The sequence below is a fragment of the Wolbachia endosymbiont (group A) of Sicus ferrugineus genome (assembly GCF_947251515.1).
Taxonomy (GTDB): domain Bacteria; phylum Pseudomonadota; class Alphaproteobacteria; order Rickettsiales; family Anaplasmataceae; genus Wolbachia.
On sequence record NZ_OX366370.1, the window covers coordinates 509,780 to 527,387 of the forward strand.

Sequence of the window (17,608 nt, forward strand, 5' to 3'; positions counted from 1 at the left end):
TATGGGTATGAAATTTTTTAATCCTGTTACTCCGTCTTCTCGTGGGACTGTGTTAGTAAGTAAAGTTGGTTTATCAAAAGATGAGCCAGAAAAGTCTCTTACATCCGGTAAAAAGTCCAGTGGTGGAAGAAATAATTATGGTAGAATTACAACTCGTCATAGGGGTGGTGGTCACAAAAAGAAGTATAGAGTTATAGATTTTAAGCGTAATAGAAGTGGTCAGGGTATAGTTGAAAAAATAGAGTATGATCCAAATAGAAGTGGGTTTTTAGCGTTAATATCATATAAGGAAGATGATATTAAGTCTTATATATTAGCTCCTCAAGGTATGAAGCCTGGTGATATTGTTACAGCTGGAAATGATGCTGATATTTTGCCAGGTAATTGTTTGCTACTCAAGTATATACCTGTTGGTTCTTTCGTTCATAATGTTGAGCTGAAGCCAGGTAATGGTGCTGCGATTGCTAGAGCTGCTGGTTGTTATGCGCAAATCGTTGGTCGTGATGGCCAATATGTTTTATTACGACTCAGGTCTGGTCAAATTAGGTTGATTTTATCTTCTTGCAAGGCTACTATTGGTGTAGTATCTAACCCTGACCATAAGAATAGAAAGCTGGGTAAAGCTGGAAGAAGTAGGTGGCTTGGAATTAGACCTACTGTGCGTGGGGTTGCAATGAATCCGGTTGACCATCCTCATGGAGGTGGGGAAGGAAAAACCTCTGGTGGTCGTCATCCTGTTACTCCTTGGGGTGTTGCAACAAAAGGAAAGAAAACTCGGAGGAAAAATAAATCTAGTGATAAGTATATAAAACAATTGAAAGGTTAGTTTATGAGTAGATCTGCGTGGAAGCCTCCTTTTTGTCATCCTTCTATATTAAAGTCGGTGAATAATGCTTTAAACAAGGGGTTTGTTAACATGGCTATAAAAATTCATTCCAGGGCTTCTGTAATTCTTCCTAATTGTTTAGGTTTAAAGTTTGCTGTTTATAATGGTAAGGATTACATTCCTGTTAATGTTAATGATCAGAATATGATAGGTCATAAGTTTGGTGAATTTTCGCCCACTCGTAAATTTACTGGGCATAGTGGTGATAAAAAGGCGACAAGAAGGTAATTGATATGAAAAACAGAGATGTAATAGTTAAAGCTGGTTCTAGGGTTTTAAAATCAACTCCTCGTAAATTGAATTTGGTTGCTGGTTTAGTACGTAATAAAAAAGTTTCTTTTGCCACTGTGCAATTAAGATTTTGTGAAAAGAAAGCTGCAGGTCTTATAAGGAAGGTATTAAATTCTGCGATTGCTAATGCTCAATATAATTATGGATTGGATATCGATAATTTATATATAAAAGAAATTTCAATAGGTAAGTCTCTTACTTTGCGTAGGGTATGTCCAAAAGCTATGGGTAGAGCTAATAGAGTTAGTAAACGTTATAGTAATATAACTGTAAAATTGGGAGAAATTATATGATTCATAAAAATAGAAAATTAATAAGGAAAGTGCAAAAGTATGGGAAACGTTAATCCTAAAGGGTTTAGGTTAAAAATAATTAATACTTGGTTGTCTGTTTGGTATGCTGAGAAGGGTTATAAACAAGGGTTGCATCAAGATTTATCTATTCGCAGTTATATAAATGAATCTTTTAAGCATGCTGGTGTTTCTAAAGTAATTATAGAGCGTACAATCGATTTGGTGTCTGTAATAATACATTCCTCTAGACCTGGAGTGATAATAGGTAAGAAAGGCTCAGATATTGAGAAGATAAAGCAAAAAATAGCTGAAAAAGTAAAAAATAATGTGGAAGTGAATGTAGTAGGAGTTAAAAGGTCTGAAATAGATGCAACTTTAATATCAAACAGCATTGCGCAACAGTTAGAAAAAAGGGTTTCATTTAGAAGAGCGATGAAAAAAGCTATTCAAAGTTGTTTGAGGATGGGTGCTAGAGGTATTAAAGTAAGTTGTTCTGGGCGCCTTGGCGGAGCTGAGATAGCTCGTACTGAATGGTATAAAGAAGGTCGTTTGCCTTTACACACTTTACGTGCTAATATAGACTATGCTTTTTGTGAAGCAAAAACTATATATGGTATTATAGGAGTTAAGGTTTGGGTTTATATTGGTAATTAAGGTATATTGAGATGTTTGTTCCCAAAAAGAGTAAATATAAGAAGGTATTTAAGGGGCGAATTAAGGGTAATACAAAAGGTGGTAGCACATTATCTTTTGGAGATTATGGCTTAAAAGCTGTAGAAGCAGGTAGGATTCAGTCTAAGCATATTGAAACTGCAAGGCGTGTAATATCTAGAACATTAAAACGCTCTGGTAAAGTGTGGATAAGAATTTTTCCTGATACCCCTGTTAGTAAAAAGCCGGCAGATGTACGTATGGGTAAGGGAAAAGGTAGTGTTGAATTTTGGGTGTTTAAAGCTAAGCCCGGTAGAATGTTGTTTGAAATTAGCAGTGATGTTCCCATGCATTTAGCAAGATTGGCGCTTGAAAAGGCAACCGCTAAGCTTCCTATGAAGTGTAAATTTGTATCTAATCATAATTAAATGGAGTTGCAATGGATATAGCTGACATTGAATCGAGGTCTTCACAAGAATTGCATGAAATTCTTGTAAATTTGAGAAAAGAGTTTGTTAATTTGGTTTTTCAAAAGAAGTTGGGGCAGTGCAACAATATTTCGCGTTTTAGCTTAATAAGAAAGAGCATAGCTCGTATTCTAACTATATTAAATAAAAGAAGAAGAGAGGAAAAGAATGCCTAAAAAGGTTTTTTGTGGTACTGTAACTAAGGCTAAGTGTGATAAGACTGTAAAGGTTTCGGTATTACAAGTGTATAAGGATGAGTTGTATAAAAAGGTTATAAAAAAATACAAGAAGTATACAGCACATGATGAGAATAATAGTTGTAAAGAAGGGGACAAGGTTTTAATACAAGAACACAAGCCTATTTCTACTACTAAAAAATGGGTTGTTGTTAATAGCTCACATTGAATAGGATATTTATATGATTCAAAAAAATACATTGTTGGAAGTAGCTGATAATTCCGGTGCGCGTGCAGTGCTTTGTATTGGTTTATTGGGTGGTAGAAAGTCTGCATCTATAGGTGACACAGTTATTGTATCTACTAAATCTATTACTCCAAGAGGGAAGGTTGAGAAGGGAAAAGTATATAGAGCAGTTGTGGTGAGGGTGAAAAGCCCTATTAGAAAATCTGATGGTTCTGTAATTCGTTTTTCTAGCAATGCTGTAGTTTTGATTAACGATCAAGGTGAACCACTTGGCACTCGGGTATTTGGTCCGGTAAAAAAGTTATCATCTGGTTCTTTTATGAAGATAATGTCATTAGCTGTTGAGGTTTTATAATGAGTGCTAAAATAAAAAGTGGTGACGACGTTATAGTTTTAACTGGTAGAGATAAGGGAAAAATTGGTAAAGTGATTAAAGTTGTGGCATGTGATGCTAAAAAGAAAGTAATTGTTTCTGGGGTAAATGTACATAAGAGACACACTAAACCAAAAGCTGGTAGTAATGGTGGTATATTAAATAAAGAGTTAGCTATTGATATATCCAACGTTGCAACATTGGACCCTAAATATAAAACTCCAACTAGAGTGGGGTTTAAGGTTATAGACGGTAGAAAAGTGCGTTTTGCAAAAGTTTCTGGAGAAGTGATAGATTAGGTTGATATGTTTAAAGAATTGTATAAAGATAGCATAGTAAAGTCCTTAAAGGACAAGTTTAACTACGGCAATATAATGCAAGTGCCTAAACTTGTCAAGGTGTGTATCAATATGGGCGTTGGAGATGCTGCTACAGATAGTAAAGCAATAAATGAACCACTTGATAGCCTATATTTGATTGCTGGGCAGAAGCCTTTATCAACTTTTGCAAAAAAATCTATTTCTGGCTTCAAGATCAGAAAAGGTGCTACAGTAGGTTGCAAAGTAACTTTGCGTAGAGATAAAATGTATGAGTTTTTAGAAAGATTGATATATATTGCTTTGCCAAGGGAAAAAGATTTTAGAGGATTTAGTGTGAAGCAATTTGACGGTAATGGTAATTTTTCCTTTGGTATAAAGGAACATATCTCGTTTTTAGAAATAGACTATGATAAAATAAGTAAAATTAGAGGTATGGATATTAATATTATAACAAGTGCAGTTAGTGATAAGGAAGCAAAGGAATTATTACTGGCTCTTAAATTTCCTTTTTTTGATTAATTGAGAGGAGAAATATATGGCAAAAAAATCTATGATAGAAAGAAATCTTCGCAGAATAAAGCTGTGCGATCAATATAAAGAAAAAAGAGAGAAATTGAAATCTATAATAAATAATAAGAATTTGTCTATTGTAGAAAGGTTTACAGCTCAAAATGAATTAATTAAAAAATTGCCTAGAAATTCTTCTAAAACCAAAATTAGAAATAGGTGTGTTTTAACTGGGAGGCCAAGAGGAGTATATAGAAAATTTGGTTTATGTAGAATTGTTTTGCGTGATTTATGTTCTTTTGGGCAAGTTCCAGGGGTTACAAAGTCTAGTTGGTAAATATAATATAAGGAGTATATTGTGGCGTTATCTGATAATATTGGTGATTTTTTAACAAGGATACGTAATGCTCAATTGGCAATGCATAGAACAACAAGAGTGTTGTTTTCTAAAGTGAATTCTTCTATACTGAAGATTTTAAAAGATGAAGGGTATATCCTTGATTATGAAAAGCAAGTTGTAGATAATTTACCTTCTTTCATTGTAAAATTGAAGTATTATGAGAAGTCACCTGTAATTAGTGACATAGTTAGGGTGTCAAAGCCTGGTTGTCGTTGTTATTCTAAGTATAAGGACATTTCTAAAGCATATAATGGTCTTGGTATTTTTATTATATCGACACCTAAAGGAGTGATGACTGATTATAATGCACATAAGTTAAAGGTTGGTGGAGAAGTTTTGTGTCGTGTGTTTTAAATAATAGGAGAAATTCATGTCTCGTATAGGTGCTGCTCCTATCAATATTCCTGCTGGTATTTCAGTTGAATATAATAATGGTAGGATGTTAATAAAGAGTGCTAAGGCTGAAAAAGAGCTTAGCTTAATCAGTGATGTTGTGTGCCGGATTGTTGATAATCAGCTACTCCTTTCTGTGGATCAAGATAAAGATGATTATGATGAAATAAAGCCTATGTGGGGCACTTATAGGAGTAATATTAATAATATTATTAACGGCATGGTTGATGGTTTTTCTGTTAATCTTGAGATTAACGGTGTTGGATATAAGGCAGAGTGTGATGGTAAGTATTTGACTTTGTATCTTGGTTATAGCCATAATGTTAAATATAAAGTGCCTAAAGATGTTGAGATTAAGTGCATAAAGCCAACTCACTTAGTAGTTAGTGGTATGGATAAGCAAAAAGTCTATATGGTGGCATCTGATATATGCAGGATTAGGAAGTACGATCCTTATAAAGGTAAGGGTATTGTAATAAAGGGTAAATTTATGTTGCGTAAAGTTGTAAGTAAAAAGAAGTAATTAAGATGAGAAGGTTATATAATTTTTTAAGTAACTATGAAAAAAGGAAGTTGCGTAATAGAGCGAAGCTTGACAAGAGCGATGAACGTTTGCGTATATCCATATTTAAATCTAATAGGCATTTTTATGTCCAGTTAGTTAATGATGTAAAAGGAGTAACTCTCACTTCAGCTTCTACTTTGGATACTAAAATTAAGGATGTATGTAAAGGAAAAGTCAATGCTGAAACTATAAAACAGGTTTCTTCTTTAATGATTGAGCGCTTATCTGGTCTGAAATTAGAACAAAAGCTAGTATTTGATCGTGGAGCGTATAAATATACAGGATTAGTTTCTCAATTTGCTGAGGCTTTAAAAAGTTCTGGATTTGAGTTTTAGAAGGTTTCGAATATGGCTATAAAGAATTTACAAAATAATAATGATTTATCAGAGCTTTTAGTTTCGGTACGAAGAGTAACAACGGTTACCAAAGGTGGCAGAAGATTTTCATTTTCAATTTTGGTTGTTGTTGGCGATGGGAAGGGTAGGGTAGGATGTGGAATAGGTAAGCACGCAGAAGTTGCTGAAGCAAGAGTCAAAGCTGTAAATGCTGCAAAGAAATCGATGATTAGAGTGTACTTGCGTGAAGGTAGAACTTTGCATCATGATATTAAAGCTAAATTTTGTTCTGGTGAGATAGTTTTAAGAACCGCAAGAGCCGGAACAGGTATTATTGCTGGTGGAGCGATTAGATCAGTTTTTGAGGTGTTAGGTATAAAGGATGTGGTAGCTAAATCCACTAGATCAAATAATCCTCATAACGTTATATGTGCGGTATTTAAGGCTTTTGATAGTATGTTATCTCCTCGTCAGATAGCAAGCAAAAGAGGCAAAAAGATTAGCGAGATAGTTGGAAACAGGTAAAGTATGAATAATGCTGTAAAATTAAACTCTATATTTACTAAGTTATCTAAGAAAAAGAAGCCTAAGTTGCTGGGTAGAGGTATCGGTTGTGGTAAAGGTAAAACATCCGGTAGAGGGCATAAAGGGCAGAAGGCTAGAAGTGGAGTTTCCATAAATGGTTTTGAGGGTGGACAACAGTCTATATATACTCGTTTGCCTAAAAGAGGTTTTAATCCTATACGTAGGAACATATATTCTATAATTAATGTTGGCGATATACAGCGCTTAATGGAAGCTAAAAAAATAGTGAAAGACTCTGTTATAGATAAGGAGAGGCTGTATAGATTAGGTTTTATAAAGTCTATTAAGGATAAAATTAAACTTCTTAATAAAGGTAAGTTGAGCGAAAAATTTGTGTTTCATGTTGATTTTGCGTCAGAAGCTGCAAAAAAATCTGTAGCTTCAGTTGGTGGTAGTGTGGAAATACTATCGTAAATCATGGGCAATAAATCCGCATTTAATAGCTTGGATCCTACGTTGTTATATAAAGGCGATTTATTAAAACGTATATTTTTTACGCTAATAGCTTTAATTTGCTATCGCTTGGGTACTTATGTGCCTATTCCTGGAATTAATCTTGATGTAATTAATGATATATTTCCCAAAGAGGGCTCAGGTGTTTTTGGAGTATTTAATTTATTTTCTGGTGGTGCATTGGCTAGAATGACAATTCTAGCATTGAACGTTATGCCATATATAATGGCTTCTATCATTATTCAGTTGCTTTCTTCTGCGATTAAAGGAATGAAGGAAGTTAAGAATGATGGAGAGTCAGGCCGTAGAAAGATGAATTCTTATATACGCTACCTGACCATAGTAATTTGTGTATTTCAATCAATTCCAATTTTGGTTGGATTGGAAGGGATGAATAGGGAAGGGGTATTGGTTGTAATCGAACCTGGTGTTATGTTTCGTACAATAGGTGTTTTCAGCCTTTTAGGTGGAACTATGCTTTTAATATGGCTTGGTGAACGAATCAGTGCTAGCGGTATAGGCAATGGTATCTCATTAATCATTTTCACGGGCATAATATCAGAGTTACACAGCGCTTTGTCATCTCTGTTAACGTTAAATAAAAACGGTAGCGTATCGTTATTTATTATCCTTTTTGTTTTGGTATTGTTTTTTTTGCTGCTAGTCTTAGTCATTTTTGTAGAGTCTTCTTATAGAAAAGTTATTGTTCAACATCCTAAAAAGCAATTTAAAAGATTACATAATGACGATTTTACTTATATTCCATTGAAGATTAATTTATCTGGTGTAGTACCAACCATTTTTGCTAATGCAATTTTATTGACACCTATTTCAATTGCAAATTTCTATAAGGGGCACGCTTTTTCTGATTTTATTTTAAATTACTTTATAGCAAATAGAGTAGTATATATTGTAGCCTATTTGGTGCTGATAGTATTTTTTAATTTTTTCTATACCAATTTTATATTTAATCCAGAGGAAAACGCAGATTTTCTTAAAAAAAATGGTGGTTTTATACCTGGTAGAAGGCCTGGGAAACATACTTCTGATTACCTTCAAGATATAGTTTTTAAGTTGACATTCATTGGCTCTGCGTATTTGGTAGTCATATGTACTGTACCTGAAGTTATGAGATATTATTATGATATACCATTTATTTTTGGTGGGACGAGTTTACTGATTATAGTGAACGTTATTACTGATACTATTATGCAAATACAATCTTATATTTTTTCGAATAGGTACGATAGCTGGATAAAGAAATATGAGTCTAAAACGAGGAAAGTAAGATGATCATTACGATTTTTGGTCCTCCAGGTTCTGGTAAAGGTACTCAGTCAAGCTTGTTAATAGCAAAATATAATTTAAAATTAATTTCAGTGGGGGATTTATTAAGGAATATTATATCTGATGGCAGTGAGTTAGGTAAAAAAATAAAGGGTACCGTGGAATCTGGTAATTTAATTCAAGATGAAATTATATGTGGATTATTGCATGACCAGCTTGCATTAATGGATGATAATTGCTTATTAGATGGTTTTCCGAGAAATTTAAACCAGGCTCATTTTTTGACTCAAGTTTTGCAAGAAAAATATAATAGGGATGTTGATATTGTAATTGAACTGCAGCTTGACGATAATATTGCAATCGATAGATTAAAAAATCGTCTCGCGTGTTTGGACTGTAAAAGCATATATAGTGTATCTTCTTTTAAGAGTACTACTTGTGCTAAATGTAAAAGTACGAGGTTAGAGAAAAGAATTGATGATGCTGATATGTCTGCAATTGATAAGAGAATAAGTGAATATCACCTTCAAATGAAAGGTTTACGCGAGTATTATAAAGGTAAATTATTAACAATTGACGCTAATTTGAGTGTTGATGAGGTAACACAAGAGATTGAAAGTAAAATTTCTTGTAATTTGGTTTGACTCTGAGTTGTTTTATGGTATAAATTAAGAGTTGTTATTAATAAAGTATCGAGGTACCAGTGGCACGTATTGCAGGCATAAATATTCCATTGAGGAAATGTGTTCCTTTTGCATTAACTTATATATATGGTATAGGTATTGCTACTGCGAATGTAATTTGTCACGCTTGTGAAGTTGATAAGCGCAAACGTGTTTCAGAATTACGAGATAAAGATATAGAAAAGATCAGCAGTTTCATTAGACAAAATTATGTTATAGAAGGTGAGCTCAGAAAAGAAGTGGCTATGAACATAAAATCTTTAGTGGAAATGGGATGCTATAGAGGAGTGAGACATAGAAAAGGTTTACCTGTGAGAGGGCAAAGGACTCATACTAATGCTAAGACTCGTAAAGGTAGATCTCGGTTGCCTATTGCTGGGAAAAAATAAAATTTATTATTATTGTGAGTTTTAATGAAAAAAGTCAAAACGGTTGGTAAGAGTACAAAGGAGTTTATTACTGGTGTTGTTCATATTCGTGCAACTTTTAATAATACTTTTGTAAATGTAACTGATGTTCATGGTAATACGCTATGTCAAACTTCTGTGGGTGCATGTGGTTTTTCAGGTTCGAGAAAATCCACACCTTATGCTGCAGGTAAGGCTGCGGAGGCTGCTGCGAAGAATGCAATGGAGAGATTTGGTATGAAGGTTGTCTCTGTAATAATTCGTGGTCCTGGCTTTGGTACCGAAGCTGCGGTTAAAGCACTTCAGAGCTGTGGGTTGACTGTGACTTCAATTGCAGATAAAACCGCAATTCCTCATAATGGGTGCAGGTTAAGAAAAAAAAGAAGAGTATAGGATATTTGAAAAGGTTGTTTTATGTATTATAATAATGATGTTTCTCTCTGTAGCAATTTAGATAAATTAATTAAACCTAGTTCAGTTAAGGTAATATCAGATGATTCAAGTGAAAAAAGTGATATAGTCCTAGAACCGTTGGAAAGTGGTTTTGCTTTAACATTAGGTAATGCATTAAGACGTGTAATGTTATCTTCTCTTAAAGGTAGTGCTGTTTATGGAATAAAAATTGAAGGTGTAACTCATGAGTTTACTTCAATTCAAGGAGTAAGAGAAGACGTAACTGATATAGTATTAAATATGGGCATGTTGAGGTGTAAATTAAAAGGTGCTTCTAATAAATGCTTAAATTTAAACGCTAAAGGGCCTTGCCAGGTATTAGCTGGGATGATAGAAACTGATGATCAATGCTCTATTGTTAATAAAGATTTGTTAATATGTACGCTGGGGCAAAATGTAGAGCTTAACATGACCATATATGTGGCTAGCGGAAAAGGTTATCTTCCTGTAACTAAGTATAAAGAAAATGAACTTTTGAAGCTTATGAGTGAACAGGATTTAATTGGTTTTATTCCAGTTAATGCTTTGTATAGCCCTATCAACAGGGTTTCGTACAGGGTAGAGAATAGTCGTGTTGGCCAAGTTACTGATAAGGATAAGCTGATATTGTCAATTGAAACTGATGGTACAATCTCTCCAAGTCAAGCTGTTGACTCTGCTGCAAGAATATTACAGGAGCAACTTCAGCCCTTTATTAGTTCTGATGTAAGTTATAAAAAATCGCAGGTTTCTTCGTCTAGTGGCGCTAAAGATTTGGGTTATGACCCTGTCTTATTGCGTAAGGTAGATGAAATGGAATTATCTGTCAGGTCTCATAACTGTCTGAAAAACGAAAACATCACTTATATAGGTGATCTTGTGCAAAAGACAGAAGGTGAAATGTTAAGAACTGCTAATTTTGGCAGGAAGTCTTTGAATGAGATTAAGGCAGTTTTGGCTAATTTTGGTTTGTCTTTGGGTATGAATGTGCTAAACTGGCCGCCTAAGGATATAGATGAGTTGGCTAAACAACATACTGATGAAGATTAGGTGATATATGAAACATGGAATAAAAAAACGTAAACTATCTCGTTGCACTGAACATAGATTATCGACGTTAAAGAATCTATCTATCTCATTAATTAACCATGAGCAGATTGTAACTACTTTACCAAAAGCTAAGGAACTTCGTCCATATGTCGAAAAGTTTATTACAATTGCTAAGAATAAGAATACTTTACATGGTAGAAGACTTTTGCTTTCACGCCTTCATAATAGTAAGTTAGCAGTTGATAAGTTATTAAACGTCTTAGCCAGCCGTTATCAAGATCGTAAAGGTGGGTATTCTAGAATAATAAAATTTAGCACTCGAAAGGGTGATTGCGCTTCAATGGCAGTGATAGAACTGGTTAATAGGGATATTGCAGCAAGAGGTAAGGTTTATAGTAAAAATAGAGAAGGAGGCAAAGTAGTTACACAAAGTTAATTGTTATCATAATTGTTCTTCTTATGGTAAGTAGGTTACGCTACTTTGTAGGTTACTTTGGCGAATTGTTAGTTTTGGCATATTTAAAGCTGAAATGGTATAATGTTATAAAACGCCGTTACCGTTGTAAGTTCGGTGAAATTGACTTAATTGTATCTAAAAAAAAGGAGCTGATTTTTATAGAAGTTAAAACAAGTTTACTTGGAAAAGAAATACCGATATCTCATCTTCAATGTTAGTCTATTATAAATTCTTCTAAGTATTTCTTAAGTACAAACCTTAGTTTTTTAGATTATTCAGTCAGATATGATTTATGTTTTCTTTCCTTAAAGAGAGGACCTGTTTATATAAAAAATGCTTGGATTGAAGAATGGAAGATTTGTAGCTGAATTAATTTAGATTTACTGGATTTAATATGAAAAAGACCCAATACAATAATTTAGTTTCATCTTACGCTAGAGTGCTGTTTCATGTCTCAGGAAGCAGGTTAGGTATTATAAGGAAAGAAGTAGAATTTTTATTGGCTTTTTTTAAGGATCAACGTGATGTTTTTGTGTACCTATCTCATCCTATGATTTCTTTTGCACACAAAAAAGAAGTGATTCTTTCTATAAATGAGCACTTGAGTGAAAATTTAGTAAAATTTATTATGGTTATATTTGCAAACAAACGCTCTAGTTTATTGATCCTTATATTAGAAAAATTCTTAAGCCTTGCAAAAGAAAATGAAAATGAATTCGAAATTACTATAAAGTCAGCAGAAGCTTTAAAGGAATCTGATATAAAAATAATTACTGAATCTTTGAGCTTTCTTGGTAAAATAATAAAAGTAAGCAATGTGGTTGACCCTTCTATACTAGGTGGCTTCATAGTTAGGTATGGTTTTAATTTGATCGATGCTTCGCTAAAAAGTTACTTAGATAGGTTAGTTGACTTAAGTAAAATGGAAATATTAAAAGTAAGGAATTTTGTATGAAGAACAGTATGAATGTTTCTGAGATAGCAAGTGTAATAAGGGAAAAAGTTGAGACGTTTGATAATCCTATAAAGCGGGAAAATATAGGTGAAGTAATTTCAGTAACAGATGGTATCGCATTGGTTTATGGGCTGGAAAAAGCAAAATTCGGTGAAAAGGTATTTTTTGCAAGCGGTGTAGAAGGAATAGTTCTTGATTTAGATCATGATACGGCTGGAATAGTTGTGCTTGGTAATGACCGTGATGTGAAAGAAGGGGACGTTGTAAAATGTAGTGGTGATGTTGTGCAGGTGCCTATAGGGCATGAATTGTTAGGGAGAGTTGTAAATGCGTTGGGCCATCCTATAGACGACGGTGGGGAAATTAGAGCCAAAAACAGAATGGATATAGAATCTAAAGCGCCAGGCATTATTGATCGTAAGTCTGTGCATGAGCCACTGCAAACAGGAATTAAAATTATAGATTTGCTAATTCCAATAGGTAGAGGGCAGCGTGAATTAATTATTGGCGATAGACAAATTGGTAAAACTACTATTGCGCTTGATACTATTATCAATCAGAAGAAGATTAACGATGAGGTAAACGAAAATCAAAAAATTTACTGTGTTTATGTTGCTATTGGACAAAAAATTTCAACAGTAGCAAAAGTGGTAAATAAGCTGAAAGAAAGCGGAGCATTAGAGTATACAACTGTAGTTGTGGCTAGTGCATCTGACTGCGCGCCTATGCAATTTTTAGCACCTTATGCTGGTTGCACTATTGGGGAATTTTTCCGTGACAATGGAATGCATTGTTTGATTATATATGATGATTTATCTAAGCATGCTGTGGCATATAGGCAGATGTCTTTATTGCTCAGACGTCCTCCTGGTCGTGAAGCTTACCCTGGAGATATATTCTATGTACATTCTCGCTTGCTTGAAAGAGCTGCTAAAATGTCTGATAAAAAAGGGCAGGGGTCTTTAACTGCTTTGCCGATTGTCGAAACTCAAGCTGGTGATGTATCTGCATATGTGCCAACAAATGTTATTTCAATTACCGATGGGCAGATCTTTCTTGAGTCTGAATTATTTTATAAAGGATTTCGACCTGCAGTAAATATAGGTTTGTCAGTTTCACGGGTTGGTTCTGCTGCACAACTAAAGTCTGTGAAGAAAGTTGCTAGTTCTATAAAGCTAAGCTTAGCTCAGTATAGAGAATTAGAAGATTTTGCAAAATTTGGTTCTGATCTTGATGCTAGTGTTCAATTATCCTTGAATAAGGGTAAATATCTTGTCGAGTTATTAAAGCAAAAACAACATTTACCTATGTCAATAGAAGAGCAAGTAGTGCTGATGTATATTTTTTCTAACCTATATAATCAGTTAAGTAAAATACAAATAAGTTACATTAATAAATTTGAACATGATCTTATTAATTATTTTCATACTGTACACCCTGGGGTTTTAAAAAAGTTGTCAAGTGACATGAGTGATGATATAAAAGGTGATATTTTTAACATTGTGAGTAATTTCGTTACTCAATTTAATTGCGTTTAGGTGGTGATTATGGCTTCATCCATTATTAATAAATTTCCTATGACGAGGGAAGGTTTTGAGAATATGCAAGCCGAACTTGAAAAATTAAAGGAAGAAAAACCTTCTGTGATACAGGCTATTTCTGATGCTCGTGATCAAGGTGATTTGTCTGAAAATGCAGAGTATCATGCAGCACGGGAAAGGTTAGGTTTTATTGAAGGCCGTATAATGGAGATAGAAAGTAAGCTCTCACATGCGGAAGTAATAGAAGTAAAAAATTTGTCTGGTGATTCAGTAATGTTTGGTGCAACTGTGACATTAAGCATGTTAAGTGATAATAACGGTGAAGTGGAATATGTTTATAAGGTTGTAGGCGAATATGAAGCTGATGTTTCAAAGCAGTTAATATCTACTAGTTCACCACTCGGGAGTGCCTTAATCGGCAAAAAAGTCGGTGAGTATGTGGAAGTGACAGTGCCAAATGGAGAGAAATTGTATAAAATAGTTAAGATTGAATTTAAGTAAATTATTATGGTACAGGCCACTTATGCTTCAATGAGTCTACCAGGTATTTCTTCTGTGGAAGATGTATTAGAGGATGCTCGTTCCGGTAAATTATTCATTTTAGTTGATGATGAAAGTAGAGAGAATGAAGGTGATTTGGTTGTCTTAGCTGAAAAAGTAAAACCAGAACATATGGCTTTTATGGTTAGGTACGGTACAGGGGTTGTGTGCTTAGCAATGACTAAATTTCACATGAAGAGGTTGGGCCTTAATTTCATGGAAAAGAAAAATATTGGTGAAAATCATACCGCATTTACTACATCAATCGATGCACGTTATGGCATTACAACCGGTGTTTCAGCAGAGGATAGAACGAAAACTATACATGCTGCTATCAACAAGGATGGCACTCAGGATGACATCATAACTCCAGGTCATGTTTTTCCTGTAATTGCACATAAAGGTGGGGTGGCACAACGTGCTGGTCATACTGAAGCGAGTGTTGAAATGGCGAAGTTAGTAGGGTTTGATCATTCAGCAGTTATTTGTGAATTAGTAAATGATGATGGCTCTATGATGCGCTTACCTCAGTTACTTAAATTTGCTGAACAACATAAAATTAAGTTAACTACCATCGACAAACTTATCAGTTACGTTAAAAATTAAACTAGCGTTTATAAATTTGTATAATTTGAGTGTTAAAATATAGAACTCCTATAAATTATATAAGCACAGAATTTCCATGTTTAGAATTGCTAAGTTTTTGACCTTATTGTTCTTTTTTGCATATTATAATAATGCTTACTCTATTAACATTATTAGAGATAGTGAAGTGGAAGCAATAGTGAAAGAGCTAGCGCAACCTTTATTTTGCGCTGCAAACATTGATAGTGACCGAATGAAAGTTTTTATAATTAATGATAATTCGATTAATGCTTTTGTAATTAACAACAACAGTATCTTCATTCATTTAGGACTTTTACAATACTCGGCTAAACCTTATGTCCTGCTTGGTATATTAGCACATGAGATTGCTCACATATCTGCTGGTCATATATTGCAAATGAGTAGTGCTATGGGTTATTTTCAATCGATAGCAATGATTAGTTATATGGTAGGATTAGTTTCTAGTATTATCATTAACCCTCAGGTTGCTGGTGCAATTTTGCTTAGTGGTGTAGCACTCAGTTCAAGGCTATTTTTTAACTATTCTCAAGAGCAAGAAAGTGTAGCAGATAGCTATGCTTTAAGGTACCTTGATGAATCTGGCTATGATAATTCAGGTATGAAAGAGATTTTTGATTATTTTAAAAGTATTGAGCATGAGAACACCGAGGAATATTTCCGCACTCACCCACTTAGTGAGAAACGCATATTTGCTGTACAAAATTATAAGGTCAAAAACAACGTAAAACCAATTTTTGCGGATAAGTTACTAAAGTTTGAGCGTGTGGTTGCAAAGCTAGACTCTTTCTTTGCTCCTATTCATGTGTTATCTAATAAATATGAAAATAATTCTGAGTATGTAAATGCTATAGTTTGCTATAGGCAAGGAAAGATAGAAGAGGCTATTGCTAAAGTTAATTCATTGGTTCAAGAGTCACGCAATGACCCATACCTATATGAATTAAAAGCAGAAATGCTATACAAGGCCGGAAATTTAAGTGAAGCAATAAAAATGTATGAGGAATCGCTTAGGTATTTATCTGAGAAAAACAGTTATTTAGTGAAACTTGCATTATCTCATACTTTATTATTACACGGTGATGCAAAAAAGGCGATTTTTTACCTGGAGCAGATTTTGAATGTAGAACCAAATAACGCTTTTGTCTGGAAATATTTAAGCATTGCATATAAATGTGAAGCTGATACGGCAATGCATTATTTTGCCTTGACAAAAAAGGCTTGTATTGAAGGTGATTTAAAGGAATTTACAAAATATGCTGACCTAGCTGTTAAAACTCTACCAAAAGATAGTCCTTATTTGTTGCAAGTTGAAGATATGAAGCGATTTAATGGATAACAAAAAAGCATTTCTGCACTTTTATGGGTTATTTTCCACACTTTTCCAACATAGCTTTTGCTTCATCACTTACGTTGGGCATAATTTTCGTTATGATAGTTTTAGCGCCAAAAAATACACCACAGAACATGCCTAGAGCAAAGAGGGCTGGCCACGGCATCCTGCCAAATATTGCAAGCAAAGCTGCACCAATTATTACTACCGTCATAAGTGGACCGCCTATTCCCCAAACGTAACCAATAATATTGCATATTACTTTAGTTGTGTCATCCATATCAGAATCAGTGGTAGCTGCATAACCTGAGAAAGAGAAAAGTAATACTACACAAAAAACACTAAAAAACCTTTTTATTATAGAGCTCATTTTCTTGCCTTTAAATAATAAATTAACGCAAACGCAAACCTACACATATTTTTATTTTAAAGTAAAAATTATAATTTGTCCATACATAAGTGTTGCTACATAAATAACCCACCATTAATGTTAAGCACATGCCCTGTTATATATTTTGCTTCATCACTTGCTAAAAATAAGACCCCTGCTGCTATTTCTTCCCCTGTTCCCATTCTTTTCATTGGAATATTATCTAATATTTTTCCCTTTTGTCCTTCATTTAAAACTTCAGTCATTTTAGTATCTATAAACCCAGGAGCAATACAATTTACTGTTATATTACGACTTGCAACTTCTTTTGCTATAGATTTGCTCATAGCTATTATTCCAGCTTTAGACGCTGCATAATTTGCTTGCCCGGCGTTTCCTGTCAGTCCTATTATTGAGGAAATATTTATAATTCTTCCCCAATTATTCTTAATTAGTCTCTTACATGCTTCTCTACTCAGCTTAAATGTAGAGCTCAAGTTAATATCAATTACTTTTTGCCATGCTTCATCTGTCATTCTCAATAATAAACTGTCTCGCGTAATGCCCGCATTGCATATAAGCCCGTCAAAGCCTTCCATCAACTCACTTGCTCTATTTACTAGTTGATTTACTTCCTCAGCATTTGATAAGTCACAAGGGAGTATGTGCATATTTTTTTCATATTGTTTAGCAACTTCTTCGAGCACTTCTTTTTTTGTGCCAGAAATACATAAAGTTGCTCCGGCTTTGTGCATAATTTTTACAATTGCTTGCCCTATTCCGCCTGATGCGCCAGTGATCAGGAACTTTCTGCTTTCCAATCTAAACATAATAACTTTATATTATCTTAATTCCTAACAGAATATTGACTGGTTGGCAATAGATTTCTTACATAATATAAGTAACTCAGATATTCACAAAATAAAGGAAAAGTTATAATAAAGTTAAACGTCAAAAAATTTTAAAAACATAGTTGATGCAGGAATT

Annotated in this window: 29 protein-coding genes and 1 pseudogene; 28 read left to right on the plus strand and 2 right to left on the minus strand. The window is 34.0% G+C overall.

What is annotated here, in order from left to right:
- The first annotated feature begins 1 nt into the window (after window position 1).
- From rplB to OPR24_RS02755, 28 genes and pseudogenes are all read left to right on the plus strand, one after another.
- Window positions 2–826, plus strand: coding sequence for a 50S ribosomal protein L2 (gene rplB / locus OPR24_RS02620; RefSeq protein WP_253309089.1), 825 nt, complete (start codon window positions 2–4; stop codon window positions 824–826).
- Between the two features lie 3 nt (window positions 827–829).
- A complete protein-coding gene (rpsS, locus tag OPR24_RS02625; protein ID WP_265033781.1) occupies window positions 830–1,114 on the plus strand; it encodes a 30S ribosomal protein S19 in 285 nt (94 codons plus the stop codon).
- Between the two features lie 5 nt (window positions 1,115–1,119).
- Entirely contained in the window at window positions 1,120–1,470 is a 351-nt protein-coding gene (gene rplV / locus OPR24_RS02630) for a 50S ribosomal protein L22 (protein WP_096616838.1), read from the plus strand.
- A gap of 39 nt (window positions 1,471–1,509) precedes the next feature.
- The gene (gene rpsC, locus OPR24_RS02635) at window positions 1,510–2,124 is read left to right on the plus strand and encodes a 30S ribosomal protein S3 (protein WP_264329100.1); all 615 of its coding nucleotides are present in this window, start codon (window positions 1,510–1,512) and stop codon (window positions 2,122–2,124) included.
- 11 nt (window positions 2,125–2,135) lie between these two features.
- Window positions 2,136–2,549, plus strand: coding sequence for a 50S ribosomal protein L16 (gene rplP, locus OPR24_RS02640; RefSeq protein WP_250294844.1), 414 nt, complete (start codon window positions 2,136–2,138; stop codon window positions 2,547–2,549).
- 11 nt (window positions 2,550–2,560) lie between these two features.
- Window positions 2,561–2,764: a 50S ribosomal protein L29 gene (gene rpmC / locus OPR24_RS02645; protein ID WP_265033798.1), complete on the plus strand. Its 204-nt coding sequence runs from the start codon at window positions 2,561–2,563 to the stop codon at window positions 2,762–2,764.
- On the plus strand, window positions 2,757–2,993 hold the full coding sequence (gene rpsQ / locus OPR24_RS02650) for a 30S ribosomal protein S17 (protein WP_182320424.1): 237 nt from the start codon (window positions 2,757–2,759) through the stop codon (window positions 2,991–2,993). Before rpmC ends, rpsQ begins: the two co-directional genes overlap by 8 nt.
- Window positions 2,994–3,006: 13 nt before the next feature.
- Window positions 3,007–3,366, plus strand: coding sequence for a 50S ribosomal protein L14 (rplN, locus tag OPR24_RS02655; RefSeq protein WP_006279348.1), 360 nt, complete (start codon window positions 3,007–3,009; stop codon window positions 3,364–3,366).
- Window positions 3,366–3,683 (plus strand): 50S ribosomal protein L24, encoded by a 318-nt coding sequence (gene rplX, locus OPR24_RS02660; RefSeq protein ID WP_406833290.1) that lies wholly within the window; start codon window positions 3,366–3,368, stop codon window positions 3,681–3,683. The genes rplN and rplX overlap by 1 nt, the downstream gene beginning before the upstream one ends.
- Before the next feature lie 6 nt (window positions 3,684–3,689).
- Window positions 3,690–4,223, plus strand: a complete 534-nt coding sequence (gene rplE / locus OPR24_RS02665; protein WP_010962750.1) for a 50S ribosomal protein L5 — start codon at window positions 3,690–3,692, stop codon at window positions 4,221–4,223.
- A gap of 16 nt (window positions 4,224–4,239) precedes the next feature.
- A complete protein-coding gene (gene rpsN, locus OPR24_RS02670; RefSeq protein WP_265033801.1) occupies window positions 4,240–4,548 on the plus strand; it encodes a 30S ribosomal protein S14 in 309 nt (102 codons plus the stop codon).
- Window positions 4,549–4,569: 21 nt separating this feature from the next.
- Window positions 4,570–4,965: a 30S ribosomal protein S8 gene (gene rpsH / locus OPR24_RS02675; protein ID WP_265033803.1), complete on the plus strand. Its 396-nt coding sequence runs from the start codon at window positions 4,570–4,572 to the stop codon at window positions 4,963–4,965.
- 16 nt (window positions 4,966–4,981) lie between these two features.
- A complete protein-coding gene (gene rplF / locus OPR24_RS02680) occupies window positions 4,982–5,527 on the plus strand; it encodes a 50S ribosomal protein L6 (RefSeq protein ID WP_253309084.1) in 546 nt (181 codons plus the stop codon).
- A gap of 5 nt (window positions 5,528–5,532) precedes the next feature.
- Window positions 5,533–5,904: a 50S ribosomal protein L18 gene (gene rplR / locus OPR24_RS02685; protein ID WP_265033805.1), complete on the plus strand. Its 372-nt coding sequence runs from the start codon at window positions 5,533–5,535 to the stop codon at window positions 5,902–5,904.
- Between the two features lie 12 nt (window positions 5,905–5,916).
- Window positions 5,917–6,429: a 30S ribosomal protein S5 gene (rpsE, locus tag OPR24_RS02690; RefSeq protein WP_265033808.1), complete on the plus strand. Its 513-nt coding sequence runs from the start codon at window positions 5,917–5,919 to the stop codon at window positions 6,427–6,429.
- Between the two features lie 3 nt (window positions 6,430–6,432).
- Complete coding sequence (rplO, locus tag OPR24_RS02695) at window positions 6,433–6,903, plus strand: 50S ribosomal protein L15 (RefSeq protein WP_265033810.1); 471 nt, start codon at window positions 6,433–6,435, stop codon at window positions 6,901–6,903.
- Window positions 6,904–6,906: 3 nt separating this feature from the next.
- Window positions 6,907–8,235, plus strand: a complete 1,329-nt coding sequence (gene secY, locus OPR24_RS02700; protein ID WP_265033812.1) for a preprotein translocase subunit SecY — start codon at window positions 6,907–6,909, stop codon at window positions 8,233–8,235.
- Window positions 8,232–8,873 carry an adenylate kinase family protein gene (locus OPR24_RS02705; RefSeq protein ID WP_265033814.1) on the plus strand — a complete coding sequence of 214 codons (642 nt, stop codon included), beginning with the start codon at window positions 8,232–8,234 and terminating at the stop codon, window positions 8,871–8,873. Before secY ends, OPR24_RS02705 begins: the two co-directional genes overlap by 4 nt.
- Window positions 8,874–8,932: 59 nt before the next feature.
- Window positions 8,933–9,301: a 30S ribosomal protein S13 gene (gene rpsM, locus OPR24_RS02710; protein ID WP_265033816.1), complete on the plus strand. Its 369-nt coding sequence runs from the start codon at window positions 8,933–8,935 to the stop codon at window positions 9,299–9,301.
- A 24-nt stretch (window positions 9,302–9,325) separates the two neighbouring features.
- A complete protein-coding gene (rpsK, locus tag OPR24_RS02715) occupies window positions 9,326–9,712 on the plus strand; it encodes a 30S ribosomal protein S11 (protein WP_264732204.1) in 387 nt (128 codons plus the stop codon).
- Window positions 9,713–9,733: 21 nt separating this feature from the next.
- Window positions 9,734–10,801, plus strand: a complete 1,068-nt coding sequence (locus OPR24_RS02720) for a DNA-directed RNA polymerase subunit alpha (protein WP_265033818.1) — start codon at window positions 9,734–9,736, stop codon at window positions 10,799–10,801.
- A gap of 7 nt (window positions 10,802–10,808) precedes the next feature.
- Window positions 10,809–11,237 carry a 50S ribosomal protein L17 gene (gene rplQ / locus OPR24_RS02725; protein WP_253309077.1) on the plus strand — a complete coding sequence of 143 codons (429 nt, stop codon included), beginning with the start codon at window positions 10,809–10,811 and terminating at the stop codon, window positions 11,235–11,237.
- Window positions 11,238–11,260: 23 nt separating this feature from the next.
- Window positions 11,261–11,626: pseudogene (locus tag OPR24_RS02730) on the plus strand (YraN family protein).
- Between the two features lie 26 nt (window positions 11,627–11,652).
- The gene (atpH, locus tag OPR24_RS02735; protein WP_265033820.1) at window positions 11,653–12,213 is read left to right on the plus strand and encodes an ATP synthase F1 subunit delta; all 561 of its coding nucleotides are present in this window, start codon (window positions 11,653–11,655) and stop codon (window positions 12,211–12,213) included.
- A complete protein-coding gene (atpA, locus tag OPR24_RS02740; RefSeq protein ID WP_265033822.1) occupies window positions 12,210–13,751 on the plus strand; it encodes a F0F1 ATP synthase subunit alpha in 1,542 nt (513 codons plus the stop codon). The genes atpH and atpA overlap by 4 nt, the downstream gene beginning before the upstream one ends.
- A 9-nt stretch (window positions 13,752–13,760) precedes the next feature.
- Entirely contained in the window at window positions 13,761–14,255 is a 495-nt protein-coding gene (gene greA, locus OPR24_RS02745) for a transcription elongation factor GreA (protein ID WP_007549342.1), read from the plus strand.
- A gap of 6 nt (window positions 14,256–14,261) precedes the next feature.
- Complete coding sequence (gene ribB / locus OPR24_RS02750; RefSeq protein WP_265033823.1) at window positions 14,262–14,900, plus strand: 3,4-dihydroxy-2-butanone-4-phosphate synthase; 639 nt, start codon at window positions 14,262–14,264, stop codon at window positions 14,898–14,900.
- Window positions 14,901–14,976: 76 nt separating this feature from the next.
- Window positions 14,977–16,257, plus strand: a complete 1,281-nt coding sequence (locus OPR24_RS02755; protein WP_265033826.1) for a M48 family metalloprotease — start codon at window positions 14,977–14,979, stop codon at window positions 16,255–16,257.
- A gap of 28 nt (window positions 16,258–16,285) precedes the next feature.
- Here OPR24_RS02755 and OPR24_RS02760 read toward each other — a convergent pair whose 3' ends face one another.
- Together OPR24_RS02760 and fabG are read right to left on the minus strand one after the other, a co-directional pair.
- A complete protein-coding gene (locus OPR24_RS02760) occupies window positions 16,286–16,621 on the minus strand; it encodes a TrbC/VirB2 family protein (protein ID WP_265033827.1) in 336 nt (111 codons plus the stop codon).
- 95 nt (window positions 16,622–16,716) lie between these two features.
- Window positions 16,717–17,451 carry a 3-oxoacyl-[acyl-carrier-protein] reductase gene (gene fabG, locus OPR24_RS02765; protein ID WP_253309071.1) on the minus strand — a complete coding sequence of 245 codons (735 nt, stop codon included), beginning with the start codon at window positions 17,449–17,451 and terminating at the stop codon, window positions 16,717–16,719.
- Window positions 17,452–17,608 lie beyond the last annotated feature (157 nt).